This is a genomic window from Streptomyces sp. NPDC048436 (genome assembly GCF_043200355.1).
GTDB lineage: Bacteria > Actinomycetota > Actinomycetes > Streptomycetales > Streptomycetaceae > Streptomyces.
Map to the genome: position 1 here is coordinate 20,647 of NZ_JBICXP010000016.1, position 18,502 is coordinate 39,148.

Below are 18,502 nucleotides of genomic sequence, written 5' to 3' on the forward strand. Positions count from 1 at the left end.
TCCCATGTCGCGTACGCATCTCATGCACGCCCTGAAGAGACTGGCCGCAGAGCACGGCGAGGCCCGGCGCCTCCAGGTCCCCCTCGCCGAAGTCCGTGGCGCCGCGGGCTTGTCCAGCCGAAGAACAGTCCTCAAGGGGGCAGCGGCAGCGGGCCTCGCCACCGGCGTCGGCCTCGCGGCCGCAGCCCCCGCCAGAGCCGCCAAGGCAGCGCCCCGCATAGCCGTCGTAGGAGCCGGTATCGCGGGCCTCACCGCCGCCCTCACGCTCCACGACGCCGGCCTCGACTGCACGCTCTACGAAGCGAACCCGGACCGCGTCGGCGGGCGCATGTACTGCCAGCGCGACCACTGGGCGTACGGCCAGACCTCCGAGATCGGCGGTGAACTGATCGACACCAGCCACAAGAAGATCCTGGAACTCTGCCGCCGCTTCGGCCTCCCCGTCGAGGACTTCCTCGGCGGCGGCCCCAACGGAGCGGAGGAGATCCTCTGGTTCAACGGCGCCTACTACCCGCGCGCCCAGGCGGACGAGGACTTCAAGGAGGTCTATCAACTCCTGCACCGCGACCTGTCGGAGGCGGGCGAGGTCTACTGGAACCGGACGACGCCGACCGGCACGGCCCTGGACAACATGTCGATTTACGAATGGATCGACTCCCGGGTGCCGGGCGGGCACGGCTCTCCGCTCGGCCGCTGGTTCGACGTCGCCTACAACGTCGAGTACGGCGCCGACACCACCGATCAGTCCGCGCTCGCCCTCGTCCTGCTGATGGGCTACCAGACCAACCCGGGGCACTTCAACATCTGGGGCCTGTCCAACGAGCGCTACCACATCACCGGCGGCAACGACCAACTCCCGCACGCCATCGCCGACTTCCTGCCCGACGGCACCCTGCGCCCCGGCTGCTCCCTGACCGCCGTACGCGCCAACGCCGACGGCACCCAGACCCTCACCTACACCGAGGCGGGCGCCACCCGCACCGCCACCGCGGACCACACCATCCTGTGCGTGCCGCTGCCGGTGCTCAAGCAACTCGACCTCACCAAGGCCAAGTTGGACACCCGCATGACGAACCTGCTGCGCGACGCCCGCATGGGCCACTGCACCAAGCTCAACATGCAGTTCTCGAGCCGCCCCTGGCGCGGCACCGGCGCCTGGCCAGGAGTGAGCGCGGGTGACTGTTTCACCGACGCCGACTTCCAGCAGACCTGGGACACCACCAAGGTCCAGCCGGGCACCGGCGGCATCCTCATCCAGTACGGCGGCGGCACCCTCGCCAAGTCCCTGTCACCGGCGGGCCCGTTCAGCTTCGAGACGGACCCCTACGTACGCGACCTGTCATCCCGCTACCTCGGCCAGATCGACCGGGTGTTCCCCGGCACGAAGGCGGCCTGGACCGGCAAGGCCCAGCTCTCCGCCTGGCACAAGAACCCGTACGCGCTCGGCGCCTACTCGTACTGGCCCGTCGGCTATCTGCACCGCTACGCCGGCTACGAAGGCACCCCGCAGGGCAACCTCCACATCGGCGGTGAGCACTGCAGCTATGACTTCCAGGGCTTCATGGAGGGCGGCGCGACCGAGGGGGAACGCGCCGCCCGTGAGGTGATCGGGAAGCTGATCTAGCCTCCGTACGCCCCCGACGCCGTCAGCCGCAGTGCCGTGTCGATCAGCGGCACGTGGCTGAACGCCTGCGGGAAGTTGCCGACCTGGCGCTGCAGCCGCGGATCCCACTCCTCGGCGAGCAGCCCCAGGTCGTTGCGGAGCGCGAGCAGCTTCTCGAAGAGCTTGCGGGCCTCGTCCACCCTGCCGATCATCGCCAGGTCGTCCGCCATCCAGAACGAACAGGCCAGGAAGGCGCCTTCGTCACCCTCAAGGCCGTCCACACCCGCGTCGTCGCCCGTGGTCGGGTAGCGCAGGATGAAGCCGTCCGACGTCGACAGCTCCCGCTGGATCGCCTCGATGGTGCCGATGACGCGCTTGTCGTCGGGCGGCAGGAAGCCCATCTGCGGGATGAGCAGCAGCGAGGCGTCCAGCTCCTTGGAGCCGTACGACTGCGTGAACGTGTTCCGCTCCTTGTCGTAGCCCTTCTCGCAGACGTCCCGGTGGATGTCGTCGCGCAGCTCGCGCCACTTCTCCAGCGGGCCGTCGGCGTCGCCGGACTCCAGGAGCTTGATCGTCCGGTCGACGGCGACCCAGCACATCACCTTCGAGTGGACGAAGTGCCTGCGCGGGCCGCGGACCTCCCAGATGCCCTCGTCCGGCCGGTCCCAGTTCGACTCCAGGTAGCGGATCAGCTTGAGCTGGAGCAGCGAGGCGTAGTCATTGCGGGCCAGGCCCGTCATGTGCGCCAGGTGCAGGGCCTCGGTGACCTCGCCGTACACATCGAGCTGGAGCTGGTGGGCGGCGCCGTTACCGGCCCGGACCGGGGTCGAGCCCTCGTACCCGGGAAGCCAGTCCAGTTCGGCCTCGCCCAGCTCACGCTCGCCCGCGATGCCGTACATGATCTGCAGGTTCTCGGGGTCGCCCGCCACCGCGCGCAGGAGCCACTCGCGCCAGGCGCGTGCCTCCTCGCGGTAGCCGGTGCGCAGCAGCGAGGAGAGCGTGATGGCCGCGTCGCGCAGCCAGGTATAGCGGTAGTCCCAGTTGCGGGAGCCGCCGATGTCCTCGGGAAGCGAGGTGGTGGGCGCCGCGACGATGCCGCCCGTGGGGGCGTACGTCAGGGCCTTCAGCGTGATCAGCGAGCGGACCACGGCCTCGCGGTAGGGACCGTGGTACGTACAGTGCTCGACCCAGTCGCGCCAGAAGTCCTCCGTCGCCGTGAGGGCGTTCTCGGGCTCGGCCGGCGCGGGCGGCTCCTTGTGCGAGGGCTGCCACGAGATCGTGAACGCGACCCGGTCACCGGGCGAGACCGTGAAGTCCGAGTACGTCGTGAGGTCCTCGCCGAAGGTCTCCGCCGACGTGTCCAGCCACACGGAGTCGGGCCCCGCGACGGCCACCGTGCGGTCGTCGACCTTGTGCACCCAGGGCACCACACGACCGTACGAGAAACGCATCCGCAGCGCGGAGCGCATCGGCACCCGGCCGCTGACACCCTCGACGATCCGCACGAGCTGCGGGGCGTCCGTGTCGCGCGGCGGCATGAAATCGGTCACGCGGACCGTGCCGCGCGGGGTGTCCCACTCGGATTCCAGGATCAGCGAGTCGCCGCGGTAAGTGCGCCGCGCGGCTGTCGGCGGCGGCGCGTCGGGGGCGTGTGCGGGCCCCAGGCGCCAGAATCCGTGCTCCTCCGTGCCGAGCAATCCGGCGAAGATGGCGTGAGAATCGAAGCGGGGCAGGCACAGCCAGTCGACTGTGCCGTCCCGGCAGACCAAAGCAGCGGTCTGCATGTCTCCGATGAGTGCGTAATCCTCGATGCGCCCGGGCACGTGCATCTCCAGTCAAACGGCCACGTCGCCCTCTCGGGGCGCTCGCTCTACGGTCAAGGGTTCGCTGTAAAACGAACTGCACGAGCCTCTTGTTCCGCGGGAACGGACGGGGGTGGTGCCGTTAGTCGGTCTGGTCTGGCTCTGCAGCGAATGTCCGAGCAGGATACGACGCACCTCGGTGATCTGCGCGCCGCTCCCGGCAACGGAGCTGCGCCGAACGGGTGAGCGCCAGGTGAGGGAGGTGTGACGTGAGTGTCCGAGCGTGGCCGGAAGCAGCCTCGTCCCGTCGCTGATACCCTGGTAGCCCGTGAGCCGGTGGTCATTGAACCCCCGAACCGCAGCGACGGCACCTCCTCCAAAACCTTGGACGACGCCGGTACGCACCCTTCAGACCGCGACCACGGGAGCCCCCTCTTGGCCATGCAGCCCGCTGCTTTCCGAAACAGCACAGCCACGACGACCAAGCACATCTTCGTCACCGGGGGTGTCGCCTCTTCCCTCGGCAAGGGGCTGACGGCGTCCAGCCTCGGCGCGCTGCTCAAGGCCAGGGGTCTTCGGGTCACGATGCAGAAGCTCGACCCGTACCTGAACGTCGACCCGGGCACGATGAACCCCTTCCAGCACGGTGAGGTGTTCGTCACGAACGACGGCGCCGAGACCGACCTGGACATCGGCCACTACGAGCGCTTCCTCGACGTCGACCTCGACGGCTCGGCCAACGTCACCACCGGCCAGGTCTACTCGCAGGTCATCGCCAAGGAGCGGCGCGGCGAGTACCTCGGCGACACCGTGCAGGTCATCCCGCACATCACCAACGAGATCAAGCACCGCATCCGCCGCATGGCCGCCGACGACGTCGACGTCGTCATCACGGAGGTCGGCGGGACGGTCGGCGACATCGAGTCCCTGCCGTTCCTGGAGACCGTCCGCCAGGTCCGCCACGAGGTCGGCCGCGACAACGTCTTCGTCGTGCACATCTCGCTGCTTCCCTACATCGGCCCGTCCGGTGAGCTGAAGACCAAGCCGACCCAGCACTCCGTCGCGGCCCTGCGCAACATCGGTATCCAGCCCGACGCCATCGTGCTGCGCGCCGACCGCGACGTACCGACCGCCATCAAGCGCAAGATCTCGCTGATGTGCGACGTCGACGAGGACGCGGTCGTCGCCTGTGTCGACGCCAAGTCGATCTACGACATCCCGAAGGTCCTGCACACCGAGGGCCTCGACGCCTACGTGGTGCGCAAGCTGGACCTCCCGTTCCGCGACGTGAACTGGACCCAGTGGGAGGACCTCCTGGACCGGGTGCACAACCCGAACCACGAGGTCACCATCGCGCTGGTCGGCAAGTACATCGACCTGCCCGACGCCTACCTCTCGGTGACCGAGGCGCTGCGCGCGGGCGGCTTCGCCAACCGCGCCCGCGTCAAGGTCAAGTGGGTCACTTCCGACGACTGCAAGACCCCGGCCGACGCCGCCAAGCAGCTCGCCGACGTCGACGGGATCTGCATCCCCGGCGGCTTCGGGGACCGCGGCGTGACCGGCAAGGTCGGCGCCATCACCTTCGCCCGCGAGAACAAGATCCCGCTGCTCGGCCTCTGCCTCGGCCTGCAGTGCATCGTGATCGAGGCCGCCCGCAACCTCGCGGACATCCCCGACGCCAACTCCACGGAGTTCGACTCCGCGACCGCCCACCCGGTCATCTCGACCATGGCGGAGCAGCTGGACATCGTCGCGGGCGAGGGCGACATGGGCGGCACGATGCGCCTGGGCATGTACCCGGCGAAGCTCGCCGAGGGCTCCATCGCGCGTGAGGTGTACGACGGCAAGGAGTACGTCGAGGAGCGCCACCGCCACCGCTACGAGGTGAACAACTCCTACCGCGCCGAGCTGGAGAAGAAGGCGGGCATCCTCTTCTCGGGCACGTCCCCGGACGGCAAGCTCGTCGAGTACGTCGAGTACCCCCGCGAGGTCCACCCCTACCTGGTCGCCACCCAGGCCCACCCGGAGCTGCGCTCGCGCCCGACGCGCCCGCACCCGCTCTTCGCGGGCCTGGTGAAGGCGGCAGTGGCAAGGCAGGAAGAAGCACGCCAGACGGGTAAGTAACACAAGAGCGATACGGTTGCCGGGGTACGAGCCTTATGGGGCGCGTGCCCCGGTTTCTGTTTGCACGTGTGGGAGGACAGGGCGACATGACGATCAAGGACACTGCCGAGGAGTGGCAGGTCACGGCGACCACGACCCCGTTCGTCGGGAACAAGACCTCTGTGCGCACCGACGACGTGGTCATGCCCGACGGCACCGTCGTCCACCGTGACTACCAGGTGCACCCCGGCTCGGTGGCCGTACTCGCCATCGACGACGCGGGACGGGTCCTGGTCCTGCGGCAGTACCGCCACCCCGTCCGCCACAAGCTCTGGGAGATCCCGGCCGGGCTGCTCGACATCCCCGGCGAGAACCCCCTGCACGCCGCCCAGCGCGAGCTCTACGAAGAGGCGCACGTCAAGGCCGAGGACTGGCGCGTCCTGACCGACGTCTACACCACGCCCGGCGGCTGCGACGAGGCCGTGCGCATCTTCCTCGCCAGGGACCTCTCCGAGGCCGATGGGGAGCGCTTCGAGGTCTCCGAGGAGGAGGCCGACATGGAGCTGGCCCGCGTGCCGCTCGAGGAGCTCGTACGGGGAGCGCTCGCCGGAGAGCTGCACAACAACTGCCTCGTCGTGGGCGCCCTTTCGCTCACCGCGGTGCTGAGCGGCGACGGCGTGGACGCCCTGCGCCCGGCCGAAGCGCCCTGGCCCGCGCGGCCCTTCGAGGCCTGAGGGGGCCATCCGAGGCCCAAGGGAGCCATCCGAGGCCCAAGGGGCCATTCGAGCTCTCCGGTATGAAGATCTACTGATCCGATCGGGGGACTTGTGCGCGCCGCACGTCCGGGGAGGCCCCAGGGCCTGAACTAGGCTCTGGAAGCGTCCCGACCGGAGTCCCGGCGGGTTCGCGCGCAGGCGGACGGAGCATGGCCCGTGACGGATCAGGCGATCGACACGGACGGTTCGGCGGCGGGCGGCGCGGTGCCGCGCCCCGCTTCGGCCCAGACTTCCGGCGGCGGTCAATTCGTCGGCCGGCGCCGGGAGTTGAAAGAGCTCCGCGCCGACATCGGCCGTGCGGGGCTCGACACCATCTCGGGCCGCAAGGCGCCCCGCGCCCGCGTGCTCCTCATCGCGGGCCGCCCCGGCTCAGGCCGCACCGCACTCGCCGAGGAACTGGCGCGGCAGGTCGCCGACGACTACCCAGACGGGGTGCTCCGCGCCCACCTCACCGAACCCGACGGCACCCGCGTACCCACCGAACGCACCGCCCGTGAACTCCTGGACGCCCTCGATACCCCGGCGCCCGCGGGGGCCGACGAGGACGAGCTCGCCGAAGTCCTCAGGGAGGCGCTCGCAGGCCGCCGGGTCCTGCTCCTCCTGGACGGCGCCGTGGACGCCGAGCAGGTCGACCCGCTGCTTCCGGACGCGCCCGAATGCCTGGCCGTCGCCGTCTCGGAGGGCCCGCTCACCGGGATCCCGGACGTGCGGCCCTGCACGGTCGGCGGCCTGGACACCGCGGCAGGGGTCGAGCTGCTCTCCCGTGCGGCCGGCCCGGTGCGCATCACCGTCGACCCGCGGTCCGCCGAAAGCCTGGCCGAGGCCTGCGGAGGGCACCCCGCCGCGCTCGTCCTGGCCGGCGGCTGGCTCGCCGCGCGGCCCAAGGCCGCCGTCGCCGACCTGGCCAAGCAGGTGCACGACCGCCCCGGGGACGAGACCGCCCTGGCCCGCGTCTTCCAGCACTCCTACGCTTTGCTGCCGTCGGCGGCGGCGCGGATACTGCGGCTCCTCTCCCTCGCCCCGGTCGGCCACGTCGACCCGCACACCGCCTCCGCGCTCGCGGGCTGCTCGGTCTCCGCCGCCCGCAGGACCCTGGACGACTTCACCAAGCTCGGCCTGGTCAGGGAGGTGGGATCGCAGCTTCCGCAGTACGAGCTGCCGGGCTGTCTTGTGCCCCTACTGCGCGCCCTCACCGAGAGCGAGGACCGGCCGGGCGAGGTGCAGCTGGCGCGGGCCAGGATGCTGGAGCGGACCGTGCGCCTCCTCCAGTCCTGCCGGGCGGTCACGGAACCGGACGACACCGCGGCCCGCAAAAAGCTGGCGGGGATGCCGCGCGCCCTGCGTTTCCCCAGCCCCGGAGCCGCCGCCGAGTGGCTGCGCGTGCGGCAGCCCGCACTGCTCGGCGCCGCCCGCCTCGCGGTCGCCGACGGTGAGCTCGACACCCTCGCGCGACGCCTGATGGCGGCTCTGACGCGGGCCCTGGTCGCCCACCGCGGCACGGAGGACGCCGCCCCCGAGCTGTACGGCATCCACCAGCTCGTCCTCGATGTCGCCGAGCGCCGGAACCTGCCCCGCGAGAAGGCCGCCGCCCTCCTGAACCTCGCGGATCTGGACGCCCGCACGGGCCGCACGCACGAGGCGCTGGTGCGCTACCGGGCGGCTCTGGACGCCGGACGGGAAGCAAATGACCCGTACGCGACCGGCCGAGCGATGGAATCCGTAGGCGGTGCCTACCAGGAGCTGGGGGACTGGTCCCGGGCCTCGGACTGGTTCGGCCGCGCCCTCGCCCAGCGGCTCACGCGAGGCGAGCGCACGGACGCCGCCCGCCTCTACGGCCGCATCGGGACGGCGCACACCTACGCGGGCCGCTACGGGGAGGCGCTGCGCAACTGGAGTTCGGCCGTCACCGGGTACCGCAAGAGCGGTGATGTGGGGGGCCAGGCAAGGGCGTTGAGCGAACTGGCGCGGGTGCAGGAGTACGCGGGGCGGCCCGAGGAGTCGCTGCGTACCTGCGAGGAGGCCGTCGAGTGGGCGCGGCAGGCGGGCGACGTACGTCTCCAGGCCGCGCTGCAGCTCAGGCTGGCCGACACCCTGGACCGGCTCGGCGACCCGGCGGCGGCCCGGCTGCACCGCGCTGCCGCCGAGCGAATGCTGGGAACAGGGGCCGAGGAGGTCACAGGGCTTGCATCGAAAGCTGGAGTCGCACCTTCCGCCTACGAAATCCGTAGCACTTCCGCAGAAGATTGATGCATTGAAAGGCTAGACAGCGAGAAGTCCTTCATTAGACTGGCTCCGCCGCGTACTTCCGTGGTGTCTTCCGATGCGCCCTCTTGTGTGTCGGTACGTAGTGCATCGCCCCAAAAATCCCTGAGCCAAGAGGACCGTGATCGACGTGAAGGTCGGCATCCCCCGCGAGGTCAAGAACAACGAGTTCCGGGTGGCCATCACCCCCGCCGGTGTGCACGAGCTGGTGCGCCACGGCCACCAGGTCGTCATCGAGCGGAACGCCGGTGTCGGCTCCTCGATCACCGACGCGGAGTACGTCTCCGCGGGCGCCCGGATCCTGGACACCGCCGACGAGGTCTGGGCCACCGCCGACCTCCTCCTGAAGGTCAAGGAGCCCATCGCGGAGGAGTACCACCGCCTCCGCAAGGACCAGACCCTCTTCACCTACCTGCACCTGGCCGCGTCCAAGGAGTGCACGGACGCGCTCCTGGAGTCGGGCACCACCGCCATCGCCTACGAGACGGTCGAGACCGCGAACCGCGCGCTCCCGCTGCTCGCCCCGATGTCCGAGGTCGCGGGCCGCCTGGCCCCGCAGGTCGGCGCGTACCACCTGATGGCCGCCCAGGGCGGCCGCGGTGTGCTGCCCGGCGGCGTCCCGGGTGTCGCGGCCGGCAAGGCCGTCGTCATCGGCGGCGGTGTCTCCGGCTGGAACGCCGCGCAGATCGCCATCGGCATGGGCTTCCACGTGACCCTGCTCGACAAGGACATCAACAAGCTCAAGGAGGCGGACAAGATCTTCGGCACGAAGATCCAGACCGTCGTCTCCAACGCCTTCGAGCTCGAGAAGGCGTGCGTCGACGCCGACCTCGTCATCGGTGCCGTCCTCATCCCGGGCGCCAAGGCCCCAAAGCTCGTCACCAACGAGCTCGTCTCGCGCATGAAGCCGGGAAGTGTCCTTGTCGACATCGCGATCGACCAGGGCGGCTGCTTCGAGGACTCGCACCCGACGACGCACGCCGAGCCGACCTTCCCGGTCCACAACTCGGTGTTCTACTGCGTCGCCAACATGCCCGGCGCGGTGCCCAACACCTCGACGTACGCGCTGACCAACGCGACGATGCCGTACATCGTCGAGCTGGCGAATCGCGGCTGGGTCGAGGCGCTCCGCCGCGACCACGCACTCGCCCTTGGCCTCAACACCCATGATGGCCAGGTCGTTTACAAGGAGGTCGCCGAGTCGCACGGCCTCGAGCACGTCGAGCTGGAGACGCTCCTCGGCTGAACCTGACCGCTTTCGTCAACGAAAGTCGTCAATCTCACGCCAACGGCCGGACCTTGAGAGGGGTCCGGCCGTATGCGTATGTCCGTGGACATGGTCAACTCGCCTTGAACGTAACCCTTTAACCGATTCGCCCACCCCGTAATCGTGGTGATGACGCGCCGCACACCCTTGACATGGGGACGTTCGATTGCCGACACATCGGGCCGGGTCCGGCGGATTGTGTTGCTGCGGACCGGTGACACGCCATAGAGTCGCCAACCGTCGGCATGGTGCCACGCTGACCTATCGAGAAATTTCCTGGTCACCAAGGAGGTAAGACGACTTGTGAATGAGTCGACATTTGCTCCCGGGGGTGGTCAACCAGGAATGTCTGAGCGGGGCCAAGGACCCGTGGGACTCGAGGTTGTCGGCTCCGTCGCTGTCCGCACCTTCGAAGCCCGCCAGAAAACGCAGCCGACCCCGTCTGCACCCCAGAGCATGGATGGCCATCACGTGAACGCCATGGCCGGCGACCGGAGTGGCGAGAACACCACCCACACCCAACTCGCCGACTACGAGAAACTGCCCCAGGGGCACTTCTACGACCCTGACGCCGAGTACGAGCCCGATCCCGAGTACGCGGCCACGCTGGCCCCGGACGCGGCCCGTCAGCGCCGTGAGCGCGTCGGTCCCACCGGACGCCCGCTGCCGTACTTCCCGATCCCGGGCCCGCTGACCGATCACGGCCCCGCGAAGATCATCGCGATGTGCAACCAGAAGGGCGGCGTGGGCAAGACGACGTCGACCATCAACCTGGGTGCCGCGCTCGCGGAGTACGGACGCCGTGTCCTGCTCGTCGACTTCGACCCGCAGGGCGCCCTCTCGGTGGGCCTCGGGGTGAACCCGATGGAGCTGGACCTGACGGTCTACAACCTGCTCATGGAGCGGGGCATGTCGGCCGACGAGGTGCTGCTGAAGACGGCTGTCCCGAACATGGACCTGCTGCCCAGCAACATCGACCTGTCCGCCGCCGAAGTGCAGTTGGTGAGCGAGGTCGCGCGAGAGTCCACGCTCCAGCGGGCGTTGAAGCCGCTGATGCAGGACTACGACTACATCGTGATCGACTGTCAGCCCTCACTCGGCCTGCTCACCGTGAACGCCCTGACGGCGGCTCACAAGGTGATAGTGCCGCTGGAGTGCGAGTTCTTCGCGCTGCGCGGTGTGGCCCTGCTGACGGAGACCATCGAGAAGGTCCAGGAGCGGCTCAACCCCGACCTGGAGCTCGACGGCATCCTCGCCACCATGTACGACTCCCGCACGGTGCACAGCCGTGAGGTGCTCGCGCGCGTGGTCGAGGCCTTCGACGAGCACGTCTACCACACGGTGATCGGGCGCACGGTCCGCTTCCCGGAGACCACGGTCGCCGGTGAGCCGATCACGACGTACGCGTCCAACTCGGTCGGCGCCGCCGCCTATCGTCAGCTCGCCAGGGAGGTGCTCGCCCGGTGTCACGCCGAGTGAGTCTGCCGGGGGCCGACGAACTGTTCCGCACGACCGGGGGGATGGCGCTGACGTCGTCGTCCCCACGGCGCCAGGCGAACGGCGAGGCACGGGTGCCCCCGCCCGCGGGCGAGAGCGACGAGACCGCCGCCGGTGACGCACACGGCGGTGCCGTGGCGGGAGATGGCGGCGAGGCCGCCGAACACGGCGCCGCCGACGCGGAGTCGGGGGAATCCCGCAGCCGCTCGGCCGCCGATGCCGACAAGGACGGGCGCCGTCCGGCCCAGGGCCAGGAAGGCGCCGCCGCGCAGAGCGCCGGCGGCCGGTCCGCGAACGCCTCCACGGCGCAGGCGCGGCGGCGCGCACGGGCGGCCAACCGGCGCCCCAGCGGTCGCGAGCGGCACGACGAGAAGATCACCGTGTACGTCTCCGCGGAGGAGCTGATGGACCTGGAGCACGCACGCCTCGTGCTCCGGGGTGAGCACGGACTCGCCGTCGACCGCGGGCGCATCGTCCGCGAGGCGGTCGCCGTCGTTCTCGCGGATCTTGAGTCGCGGGGGGACGCGAGCATTCTCGTACGACGACTTCGCGGGCGGTAGCGGTAGCGTTCCCGCCGATGCCCCAGAACGACGATTCCGCACCGGCCGTCCGTCGGCGTGCGCTGGGGCGTGGCCCCGGGGAGGCGGTCGCGGAGCCGGAGCCGGAGGTCGCGGCTGCCGAGCCGGAGCCCGCGGAGCCCGACGACGGCAGGTTCAAGGTCCGGCTCGCGAACTTCGAAGGCCCCTTCGATCTGCTGCTTCAGCTCATCTCGAAGCACAAGATGGACGTCACCGAGGTCGCGCTGTCCAAGGTGACGGACGAGTTCATGGTGCACATCCGCGCCATGGGCCCCGACTGGGACCTCGACCAGACCACCGAGTTCCTCGTGGTCGCCGCCACCCTGCTCGACCTCAAGGCGGCCCGGCTGCTGCCCTCCGCCGAGGTCGAGGACGAAGCCGACCTGGCGCTGCTCGAAGCGCGGGACCTGCTCTTCGCGCGACTGCTGCAGTACCGCGCGTACAAAGAGATCGCCGACATCTTCAGCGCCCGGCTGGAAGACGAGGCACGGCGCTATCCGCGGACCGTCGGCCTTGAGCCGCACCACGCGGAGCTGCTGCCCGAGGTGGTCATCAGCATCGGCGCCGAGGGGTTCGCCCGGCTCGCCGTGAAGGCGATGCAGCCAAGGGCCAAGCCTCAGGTGTACGTCGACCACATCCATGCCCCGCTCGTCTCCGTGCAGGAGCAGGCCGGGGTGGTCGTGGCGCGGCTCCGTGAGCGGGGTGAGCTGAGCTTCCAGGTGCTCGTCGAGGACGCGGGGGACACCCTCACCGTCGTCGCCCGCTTCCTGGCGCTCCTGGAGCTGTACCGCGAGAAGGCGGTGGAGATGGACCAGAAGGACGCCCTGGGGGAGCTGATGGTGCGGTGGACCGGCGGGGACGGCGCCGATGAGCCGACGGTGACCGACGAATTCGACCGCGCCCCCGAGCCGGCGAGTGAGGAGAAGGCCCCATGAGCCCCATGAGCCCCATGAGTCCCATGAGTCCCATGAGTCCCATCGGCGCGGAGAGCCCCGCGGGAGACCTGGCGGGCGCCGTCGCCGATCTGGAGCTGCGGCCCGCCCTGGAAGCCGTACTCATGGTCGTCGACGAACCGGCCACCGAGGAGCATCTGGCCAAGATCCTCGACCGGCCCCGGAGGCAGGTCGCCGATGCGCTGCGGGATCTCGCCGACGAGTACACCGTGCAGAGGCGGGGCTTCGAGCTGCGGCTGGTGGCCGGCGGCTGGCGGTTCTACACGCGGCCGGAGTACGCCGCAGCCGTCGAGCGCTTCGTCCTCGACGGGCAGCAGGCACGGCTCACCCAGGCGGCTCTGGAGACCCTCGCGGTCGTCTCGTACCGCCAGCCGGTCAGCCGTTCCCGGGTCTCCGCGGTGCGCGGAGTGAACTGTGACGGCGTGATGCGGACGCTTCTCCAACGGGGTCTGGTGGAGGAGGCGGGCGCGGAACCCGAAACAAGTGCGATCCTGTACAGGACGACGAACTACTTTCTGGAGCGGATGGGCCTGCGCGGCCTTGACGAGCTCCCGGAGCTGGCGCCCTTCCTTCCCGAGGCGGAGGCGATCGAGGCCGACACACTGGAAGGCGTTCCGTCGTTCGACCCGGACGCGCCCGACGCACCGGGTTACGGGTACACCGAGGGCACAACAGTCGACTAACGGAAATTTGATGCGAAGCAGCAACGGCAGGAACAGCAGCGGAAACAACGGCGGGAGCCGTGGTGGCAACAGCGGCAGCCGTGGCAGCAGCGGTGGGCGCGGAAGCGGTGGCGGTCGCGGAAGCGGCGGCGGCCGTGATTACCGGGGTTCCGGTAACAGCCCCCAGCAGGGACGCGGCGCCGGTGGCGCGCGCGACGACCAGCCGCCGAAGCGGGAGAGCAGGCCCCGTCCCGAGGAGCGCCGCTACGACGTAGGCGGCGACGCCTCGAAGAAGGGCCGCGGCGCGGCGGCGCGCGGTGGTGCCAAGGGCGGCCCCAGGGCGCCCCAGAGCGCGGACAGGGGCACCCGGCGCGGCGCGGGAGCTCCCGCGACGTCCCGTGAGTACGACGCACGTCAGGAAGAGCGCAACCGCGAGCGGTACGCGGGCAAGCCGAAGGTCAGCCCGCCCAAGACCTTCCCGGGCGCCGAGCAGGAGGGCGAGCGGCTGCAGAAGGTCCTCGCCCGCGCGGGCTACGGCTCGCGCCGTGCCTGTGAGGAGCTGGTGGAGCAGGCGCGCGTCGAGGTCAACGGCGAGATCGTGATGGAGCAGGGCCTTCGGGTCCAGCCGGAGCAGGACGAGATCAAGGTCGACGGCCTCACGGTCGCCACCCAGTCGTACCAGTTCTTCGCGCTGAACAAGCCCGCCGGTGTCGTCTCCACCATGGAGGACACCGAGGGGCGCCAGTGCCTGGGCGACTACGTGACCAACCGCGAGACGCGGCTGTTCCACGTCGGTCGGCTCGACACGGAGACCGAGGGCGTCATCCTGCTCACCAACCACGGTGAGCTGGCCCACCGCCTCACGCACCCGAAGTACGGCGTGAAGAAGGTCTACCTCGCGCACATCGTCGGCCCGATCCCGCGTGACCTGGGCAAGCAGCTCAAGGACGGCATCCAGCTCGAGGACGGGTACGCCCGCGCGGACCACTTCCGCGTCGTCGAGCAGACCGGCAAGAACTACCTGGTCGAGGTGACCCTGCACGAGGGGCGCAAGCACATCGTGCGCCGCATGCTCGCCGAGGCCGGCTTCCCGGTCGACAAGCTCGTGCGGACGTCCTTCGGCCCGATCGCGCTGGGCGACCAGAAGTCGGGATGGCTGCGACGGATGTCGAACACCGAGGTCGGCATGCTGATGCAGGAAGTCGACCTCTAGGCCTTACCGCCGAACCGAGGTCAGCGAAGGCGGCCGGTCCCCGCGAGTGCGGGGACCCGGCCGCCTTTTCATGTCTTGCGGAGTGCCCTGTCTTGCGGAGCGCCCACCCCTCTCTTTATAGTCGAGTTGACCATAAAGAGAGGGGGCCGGGCCATGCAGGGCTACGACAAGTACGCCTTCGAGCCGTTCGCCGTCACCGTCGACCTCGCCGTCTTCACCGTCCGCGAGACCCGGCTGCACGTCCTGCTCGTCGAGCGCGGCCAGGAACCGTACGCGGGACGCTGGGCACTGCCCGGCGGATTCGTGCTCCCCGACGAGTCGGCGGAGACCGCCGCGGGGCGCGAGCTGGCCGAGGAGACCGGCCTCGCGGACAGCGCCGGACTCCACCTGGAGCAGCTGGCCACCTACAGCGAACCGGACCGTGACCCGCGCATGCGCGTCGTCTCGGTCGCCTTCGCGGCGCTCGTCCCCGACCCGCCCGAGGCACGCGCCGGAAGCGACGCGGCTCGCGCGGAGTGGCTGGCGTACGGCACCCAGGGGCCGCTCGCCTTCGACCACGACCGGATCCTCGCCGACGCCCACGACCGCGTCTGCGCCAAGTTCGAGTACACCGGCCTCGCCACCGCCTTCTGCCCGCCCGAGTTCACCCTCGGCGAGCTGCGGCAGGTCTACGAGAGCGTGTGGGGCGCGGAGCTCGACCCCGCCAACTTCCGGCGCAAGGTGCTCGGCACGTCCGGCTTCGTCGAGGCGATCCCGGGCGGCGCGCGTCTGACGGGCGGCCGGGGCAAACCGGCGGCCCTCTACCGCGCGGGACCGGCCGCCGCCCTGCACCCGCCGCTCCTGCGCCCCTCGACGAACCCCTCGGAAGGACAGACCTCATGAAGCGTGCCGCCACCGGATCCCTCATCGGGCTCGCGCTCGGGGACGCGCTCGGCTTCCCGACCGAGTTCAACGACGTACCCTCGATCCTCGCCAAGTGCGGGCCCTGGCGGGAGATGGAGCTGCCACGGCCCGCGATCGTCACGGACGACACGCAGATGACGCTGGCCCTTGCGCGCGGTCTGCGGACCGCCATGGACCGCGGCCCGCTCGGTCCGAAGCGGATGGAGCGGCCGGTACGTGAAGAGTTCGTCGAGTGGTACCAGTCGCCGGAGAACAACCGGGCGCCGGGCAACACCTGCCTGGAGGCCTGCTACCTCCTGAAGACCGGGAAGCCGTGGGAGGAGGCGAGCCAGGTGCACTCCAAGGGCTGCGGCGCCAACATGCGGGTCGCGCCCCTCGGGTTCATCCCGGGGCTGAGCGATGAACAGCGGGCGGGCGCCGCGCAGTTGCAGTCCGGGCTCACACACGGCCACCCGACGGCGCTCGCCGCGTCCGACCTGACCGCGCACGCCGTACGGCTGCTCACCCAGGGAGTCGAGCTCACGGGGCTCGTGGGGCTGCTGCGCTCCTACGCGTACGACAACCGGGAGACGTACCACCACCGCTGGCTCGGCGACCTGTGGACGCGCGCCGGGGCGACGGCCCCGGAGGCCTTCATCGCCCAAGGCTGGGACGAGTGCCTCGCCGTCCTGGAGCGACTCGAAGCCGCCCTCCGTGACGCCAACCCCGAGACCGACCCCTGCCTCGCCACCGGCGCGGGCTGGATAGCCGAGGAAGCGCTCGCCACCGGCCTGCTGTGCCTCCTGATGTTCCCCGGCGAACCCCTCACCGCCCTGCGCAGGGCCGCCTGCACCTCGGGGGACTCCGACTCGATCGCCTGCCTGGCCGGGGCCTTCGCGGGCGCTCACCTGGGCGCGGACGCCTGGCCCGCCGAGTGGGCCGAGCGGATCGAGTACCGGGGTGAGCTTCTTGAGCTCGGGGCGCTGTGGGACGGGGAGGCCTAGGCCCGGCGGGTCACGCCGCGGCGGCCGACGCGCGGCGGGTACGAAACAGGAAGTCCTCGACCCGGCGGCGGTCCGGCTCCGGGGGCAGGGGCGTGCGCGTGGAGCATGCGGGGAGCGTACGGGGACGGGCTAGCCGAGCGTGATCGAATTTCCGGTGACGTTGATGTTCCGCGGGGGGAGCGGGCGTGGCGCCGGGCCGTCCGCCACGGAGGCGTCCGCCACGCGGTACTTGCTGCCGTGACAGGGGCAGTTGATCGTGCCCCCCTCGACCGCGCTGACTGTGCAGCCCGAGTGGGTGCAGACCGCGGAGAATGCCTTGAAGTCACCTTTCTCCGGCTGGGTCACGACGACCTTCTTGTCCTTGAAGATCTTCCCGCCGCCGACCGGGATCTCGGAGGTCTTGGCCAACTCCTCGCCTTTGGGCGGCGGTTGCTTCTTCCCGCCCGATTTCGACGGCTCGGAGGAGGAGGCCTCCGACTTCGGCGGCTCCGGTTCCGCGCCCTCGTCGCCGTACTTGCTGCACCCGGCGGTCAGCGCGACCGCGCCGCTCGCGGCGATGACCGTACGCCGCGTAGGTGTCGCGCCGCTCATGTCGTCACCCCGAACGTGCGGAAGAACCACAGCGCCGACGTCAGCCAGACCACCGTGAGGACCACGAAGACCAGGCCGCCGACCAGCGGAAGCAGCCAGCCGGGCAGCTTCTGGGTGCGCAGCAGCAGCATCTTGGCGCTGAACGCGCCGAAGAAGAAGCAGCCGAGCAGCGAGTGCCACATCACCCGGGACGAGTACGTCTGATAGCCCAGCGCGTAGAGACAGTGGACAGCCACCGGGACCGCCACCAGGAACGCGATCCTGCCGGACCAGCGGTGCACCACCGCCGACCAGGACGGCCCCGGCAGACGGCCGTACACCATGAGCGCCGATACGACCTGGACCAGCGCGAAGGCGAACGCCGTCGTGCCGAGCCAGGCCTTGACCGCGCTCGTGCTGCTGAACCCGGCGAGGTTGAACGCCGTGCCCCCGGGGTCGTGCGTCTTGCCGTACACGCCTAGGCCCACCGCGACCGCCGCGGCGACCAGAGCGGGGACGAGATAGCGGGCTGGGTGCGGGCGGCGGTGGTCGCCCATCGCGGGTGGCGGGCCGAAGCCGCCCTGTGTCGCGGCGTTCGGGTCGACGCTCATGGCGGCTCCCTGGTCGGGGCGGAGCGAATCAGGGCACGACGGGGCTGGCGGTGAGTCGGTCGCCGTCGACCATGACGGCGCCGGTGTCCGGGTCGAGGCGGGGGGCCTTTTGGGGCTTGCCGTCACGCTTGAGGATGCCGACCTGCCGCCCGTCGGGCAGGACGATCCAGCCGCCGTCGATCTTCGCGCCCCGCACCTCGGTGGTCGCGCGGTACAGGCCGGACGGCTTCTTCGCCCTGGCGGCGGTGAAGTCCCGTGCCTGTTTGTCGATCTCGACCTTGCCGCGGACCGCGTTGCCGGCGAGGGTGCCGTTCAGCTTCGCGCCATGTTTGCCGGTGAGGCGCATGGAGCCGTCGTCCTCGACATTGCCCTTCAGCCAGGACTCCGCGTCGTGGCCGTCGCAGTAGTACGCGATGGCCTTGCCGTCACGGATCGAGACGGAGACCGCTGCGGCGTCGTCGGCGGTGCGGCCCGCGTACTCGGCCTTGGCGGGCGGTTTCTTCGACGGGCTCTTCGTCGCGCTCTTCGTGGGCGTCGGGGACGCTTTGCCCTTGCCGGGCGCCGAGGACGTGGGCGCGGGCGAGGCGGCGCCGGGTGAGTCCCCTCCGTACGACGAATTGCCGGTCCCTGTGGTCGCGTTGAGCGACAGCATGAACAGGGCGAGCAGCAGTCCCCCCAGAAGCGTGTACAACGGGCCTGAGCGCTTCATGCGGCCTCCC

General features: G+C 70.3%; 16 protein-coding genes and 1 pseudogene. 12 read left to right on the forward strand and 5 right to left on the reverse strand.

Features of this window, described 5'->3' with window-relative positions; translation table 11 throughout:
- The first annotated feature begins 4 nt into the window (after positions 1-4).
- The gene (locus ACGFX9_RS35515) at positions 5-1,624 is read left to right on the forward strand and encodes a flavin monoamine oxidase family protein (RefSeq protein WP_393483005.1); all 1,620 of its coding nucleotides are present in this window, start codon (positions 5-7) and stop codon (positions 1,622-1,624) included.
- On the opposite strand, the gene ACGFX9_RS35520 is transcribed toward ACGFX9_RS35515, so the two are convergent.
- Complete coding sequence (locus ACGFX9_RS35520; protein ID WP_393483008.1) at positions 1,621-3,432, reverse strand: glycoside hydrolase family 15 protein; 1,812 nt, start codon at positions 3,430-3,432, stop codon at positions 1,621-1,623. The genes ACGFX9_RS35515 and ACGFX9_RS35520 overlap by 4 nt on opposite strands.
- Before the next feature lie 414 nt (positions 3,433-3,846).
- On the opposite strand from ACGFX9_RS35520, the gene ACGFX9_RS35525 reads away from it, so the two are divergent.
- The 11 genes from ACGFX9_RS35525 to ACGFX9_RS35575 all read left to right on the forward strand — a co-directional run bounded on the left by ACGFX9_RS35525 (position 3,847) and on the right by ACGFX9_RS35575 (position 16,602).
- Entirely contained in the window at positions 3,847-5,529 is a 1,683-nt protein-coding gene (locus ACGFX9_RS35525) for a CTP synthase (RefSeq protein ID WP_393483011.1), read from the forward strand.
- A gap of 86 nt (positions 5,530-5,615) precedes the next feature.
- The gene (locus ACGFX9_RS35530) at positions 5,616-6,242 is read left to right on the forward strand and encodes an NUDIX domain-containing protein (RefSeq protein WP_393483012.1); all 627 of its coding nucleotides are present in this window, start codon (positions 5,616-5,618) and stop codon (positions 6,240-6,242) included.
- A gap of 198 nt (positions 6,243-6,440) precedes the next feature.
- The gene (locus ACGFX9_RS35535; protein ID WP_393483015.1) at positions 6,441-8,531 is read left to right on the forward strand and encodes a tetratricopeptide repeat protein; all 2,091 of its coding nucleotides are present in this window, start codon (positions 6,441-6,443) and stop codon (positions 8,529-8,531) included.
- 145 nt (positions 8,532-8,676) lie between these two features.
- On the forward strand, positions 8,677-9,792 hold the full coding sequence (gene ald / locus ACGFX9_RS35540) for an alanine dehydrogenase (protein WP_393483382.1): 1,116 nt from the start codon (positions 8,677-8,679) through the stop codon (positions 9,790-9,792).
- Positions 9,793-10,158: 366 nt separating this feature from the next.
- Entirely contained in the window at positions 10,159-11,292 is a 1,134-nt protein-coding gene (locus ACGFX9_RS35545; protein WP_393483018.1) for a ParA family protein, read from the forward strand.
- Positions 11,277-11,870: a hypothetical protein gene (locus ACGFX9_RS35550; RefSeq protein ID WP_393483021.1), complete on the forward strand. Its 594-nt coding sequence runs from the start codon at positions 11,277-11,279 to the stop codon at positions 11,868-11,870. Before ACGFX9_RS35545 ends, ACGFX9_RS35550 begins: the two co-directional genes overlap by 16 nt.
- A gap of 17 nt (positions 11,871-11,887) precedes the next feature.
- Entirely contained in the window at positions 11,888-12,823 is a 936-nt protein-coding gene (locus tag ACGFX9_RS35555; protein WP_393483024.1) for a segregation and condensation protein A, read from the forward strand.
- A gap of 32 nt (positions 12,824-12,855) precedes the next feature.
- Positions 12,856-13,524, forward strand: a complete 669-nt coding sequence (scpB, locus tag ACGFX9_RS35560; protein WP_393483027.1) for an SMC-Scp complex subunit ScpB — start codon at positions 12,856-12,858, stop codon at positions 13,522-13,524.
- A gap of 10 nt (positions 13,525-13,534) precedes the next feature.
- Positions 13,535-14,716 (forward strand): pseudouridine synthase, encoded by a 1,182-nt coding sequence (locus tag ACGFX9_RS35565; protein WP_393483030.1) that lies wholly within the window; start codon positions 13,535-13,537, stop codon positions 14,714-14,716.
- A gap of 153 nt (positions 14,717-14,869) precedes the next feature.
- Entirely contained in the window at positions 14,870-15,598 is a 729-nt protein-coding gene (locus ACGFX9_RS35570) for an NUDIX domain-containing protein (RefSeq protein ID WP_393483033.1), read from the forward strand.
- A complete protein-coding gene (locus ACGFX9_RS35575) occupies positions 15,595-16,602 on the forward strand; it encodes an ADP-ribosylglycohydrolase family protein (protein WP_393483036.1) in 1,008 nt (335 codons plus the stop codon). Before ACGFX9_RS35570 ends, ACGFX9_RS35575 begins: the two co-directional genes overlap by 4 nt.
- Before the next feature lie 10 nt (positions 16,603-16,612).
- Here the strand turns inward: ACGFX9_RS35575 and ACGFX9_RS35580 are convergent.
- The 4 genes and pseudogenes from ACGFX9_RS35580 to ACGFX9_RS35595 all read right to left on the reverse strand — a co-directional run.
- Positions 16,613-16,705 (reverse strand): annotated as a pseudogene (locus ACGFX9_RS35580) (nucleotidyltransferase); the annotation flags it as partial.
- Between the two features lie 26 nt (positions 16,706-16,731).
- Positions 16,732-17,193, reverse strand: coding sequence for a Rieske 2Fe-2S domain-containing protein (locus tag ACGFX9_RS35585; RefSeq protein WP_393483039.1), 462 nt, complete (start codon positions 17,191-17,193; stop codon positions 16,732-16,734).
- The gene (locus tag ACGFX9_RS35590) at positions 17,190-17,783 is read right to left on the reverse strand and encodes a DUF6529 family protein (RefSeq protein ID WP_393483042.1); all 594 of its coding nucleotides are present in this window, start codon (positions 17,781-17,783) and stop codon (positions 17,190-17,192) included. The genes ACGFX9_RS35585 and ACGFX9_RS35590 overlap by 4 nt, the downstream gene beginning before the upstream one ends.
- 28 nt (positions 17,784-17,811) lie before the next feature.
- Complete coding sequence (locus tag ACGFX9_RS35595; RefSeq protein ID WP_393483044.1) at positions 17,812-18,492, reverse strand: hypothetical protein; 681 nt, start codon at positions 18,490-18,492, stop codon at positions 17,812-17,814.
- Positions 18,493-18,502 lie beyond the last annotated feature (10 nt).

Bases quoted from the DNA above. Each gene is read 5' to 3' on its own strand.
- ACGFX9_RS35515 (WP_393483005.1), top strand. From the start codon at position 5: ATGTCGCGTACGCATCTCATGCACGCCCTGAAGAGACTGGCCGCAGAG.
- ACGFX9_RS35520 (WP_393483008.1), bottom strand. From the start codon at position 3,432: ATGCACGTGCCCGGGCGCATCGAGGATTACGCACTCATCGGAGACATG.
- ACGFX9_RS35525 (WP_393483011.1), top strand. From the start codon at position 3,847: ATGCAGCCCGCTGCTTTCCGAAACAGCACAGCCACGACGACCAAGCAC.
- ACGFX9_RS35530 (WP_393483012.1), top strand. From the start codon at position 5,616: ATGACGATCAAGGACACTGCCGAGGAGTGGCAGGTCACGGCGACCACG.
- ACGFX9_RS35545 (WP_393483018.1), top strand. From the start codon at position 10,159: ATGTCTGAGCGGGGCCAAGGACCCGTGGGACTCGAGGTTGTCGGCTCC.
- ACGFX9_RS35555 (WP_393483024.1), top strand. From the start codon at position 11,888: ATGCCCCAGAACGACGATTCCGCACCGGCCGTCCGTCGGCGTGCGCTG.
- scpB (WP_393483027.1), top strand. From the start codon at position 12,856: ATGAGTCCCATCGGCGCGGAGAGCCCCGCGGGAGACCTGGCGGGCGCC.
- ACGFX9_RS35565 (WP_393483030.1), top strand. From the start codon at position 13,535: ATGCGAAGCAGCAACGGCAGGAACAGCAGCGGAAACAACGGCGGGAGC.
- ACGFX9_RS35570 (WP_393483033.1), top strand. From the start codon at position 14,870: ATGCAGGGCTACGACAAGTACGCCTTCGAGCCGTTCGCCGTCACCGTC.
- ACGFX9_RS35575 (WP_393483036.1), top strand. From the start codon at position 15,595: ATGAAGCGTGCCGCCACCGGATCCCTCATCGGGCTCGCGCTCGGGGAC.
- ACGFX9_RS35585 (WP_393483039.1), bottom strand. From the start codon at position 17,193: ATGAGCGGCGCGACACCTACGCGGCGTACGGTCATCGCCGCGAGCGGC.
- ACGFX9_RS35590 (WP_393483042.1), bottom strand. From the start codon at position 17,783: ATGAGCGTCGACCCGAACGCCGCGACACAGGGCGGCTTCGGCCCGCCA.
- ACGFX9_RS35595 (WP_393483044.1), bottom strand. From the start codon at position 18,492: ATGAAGCGCTCAGGCCCGTTGTACACGCTTCTGGGGGGACTGCTGCTC.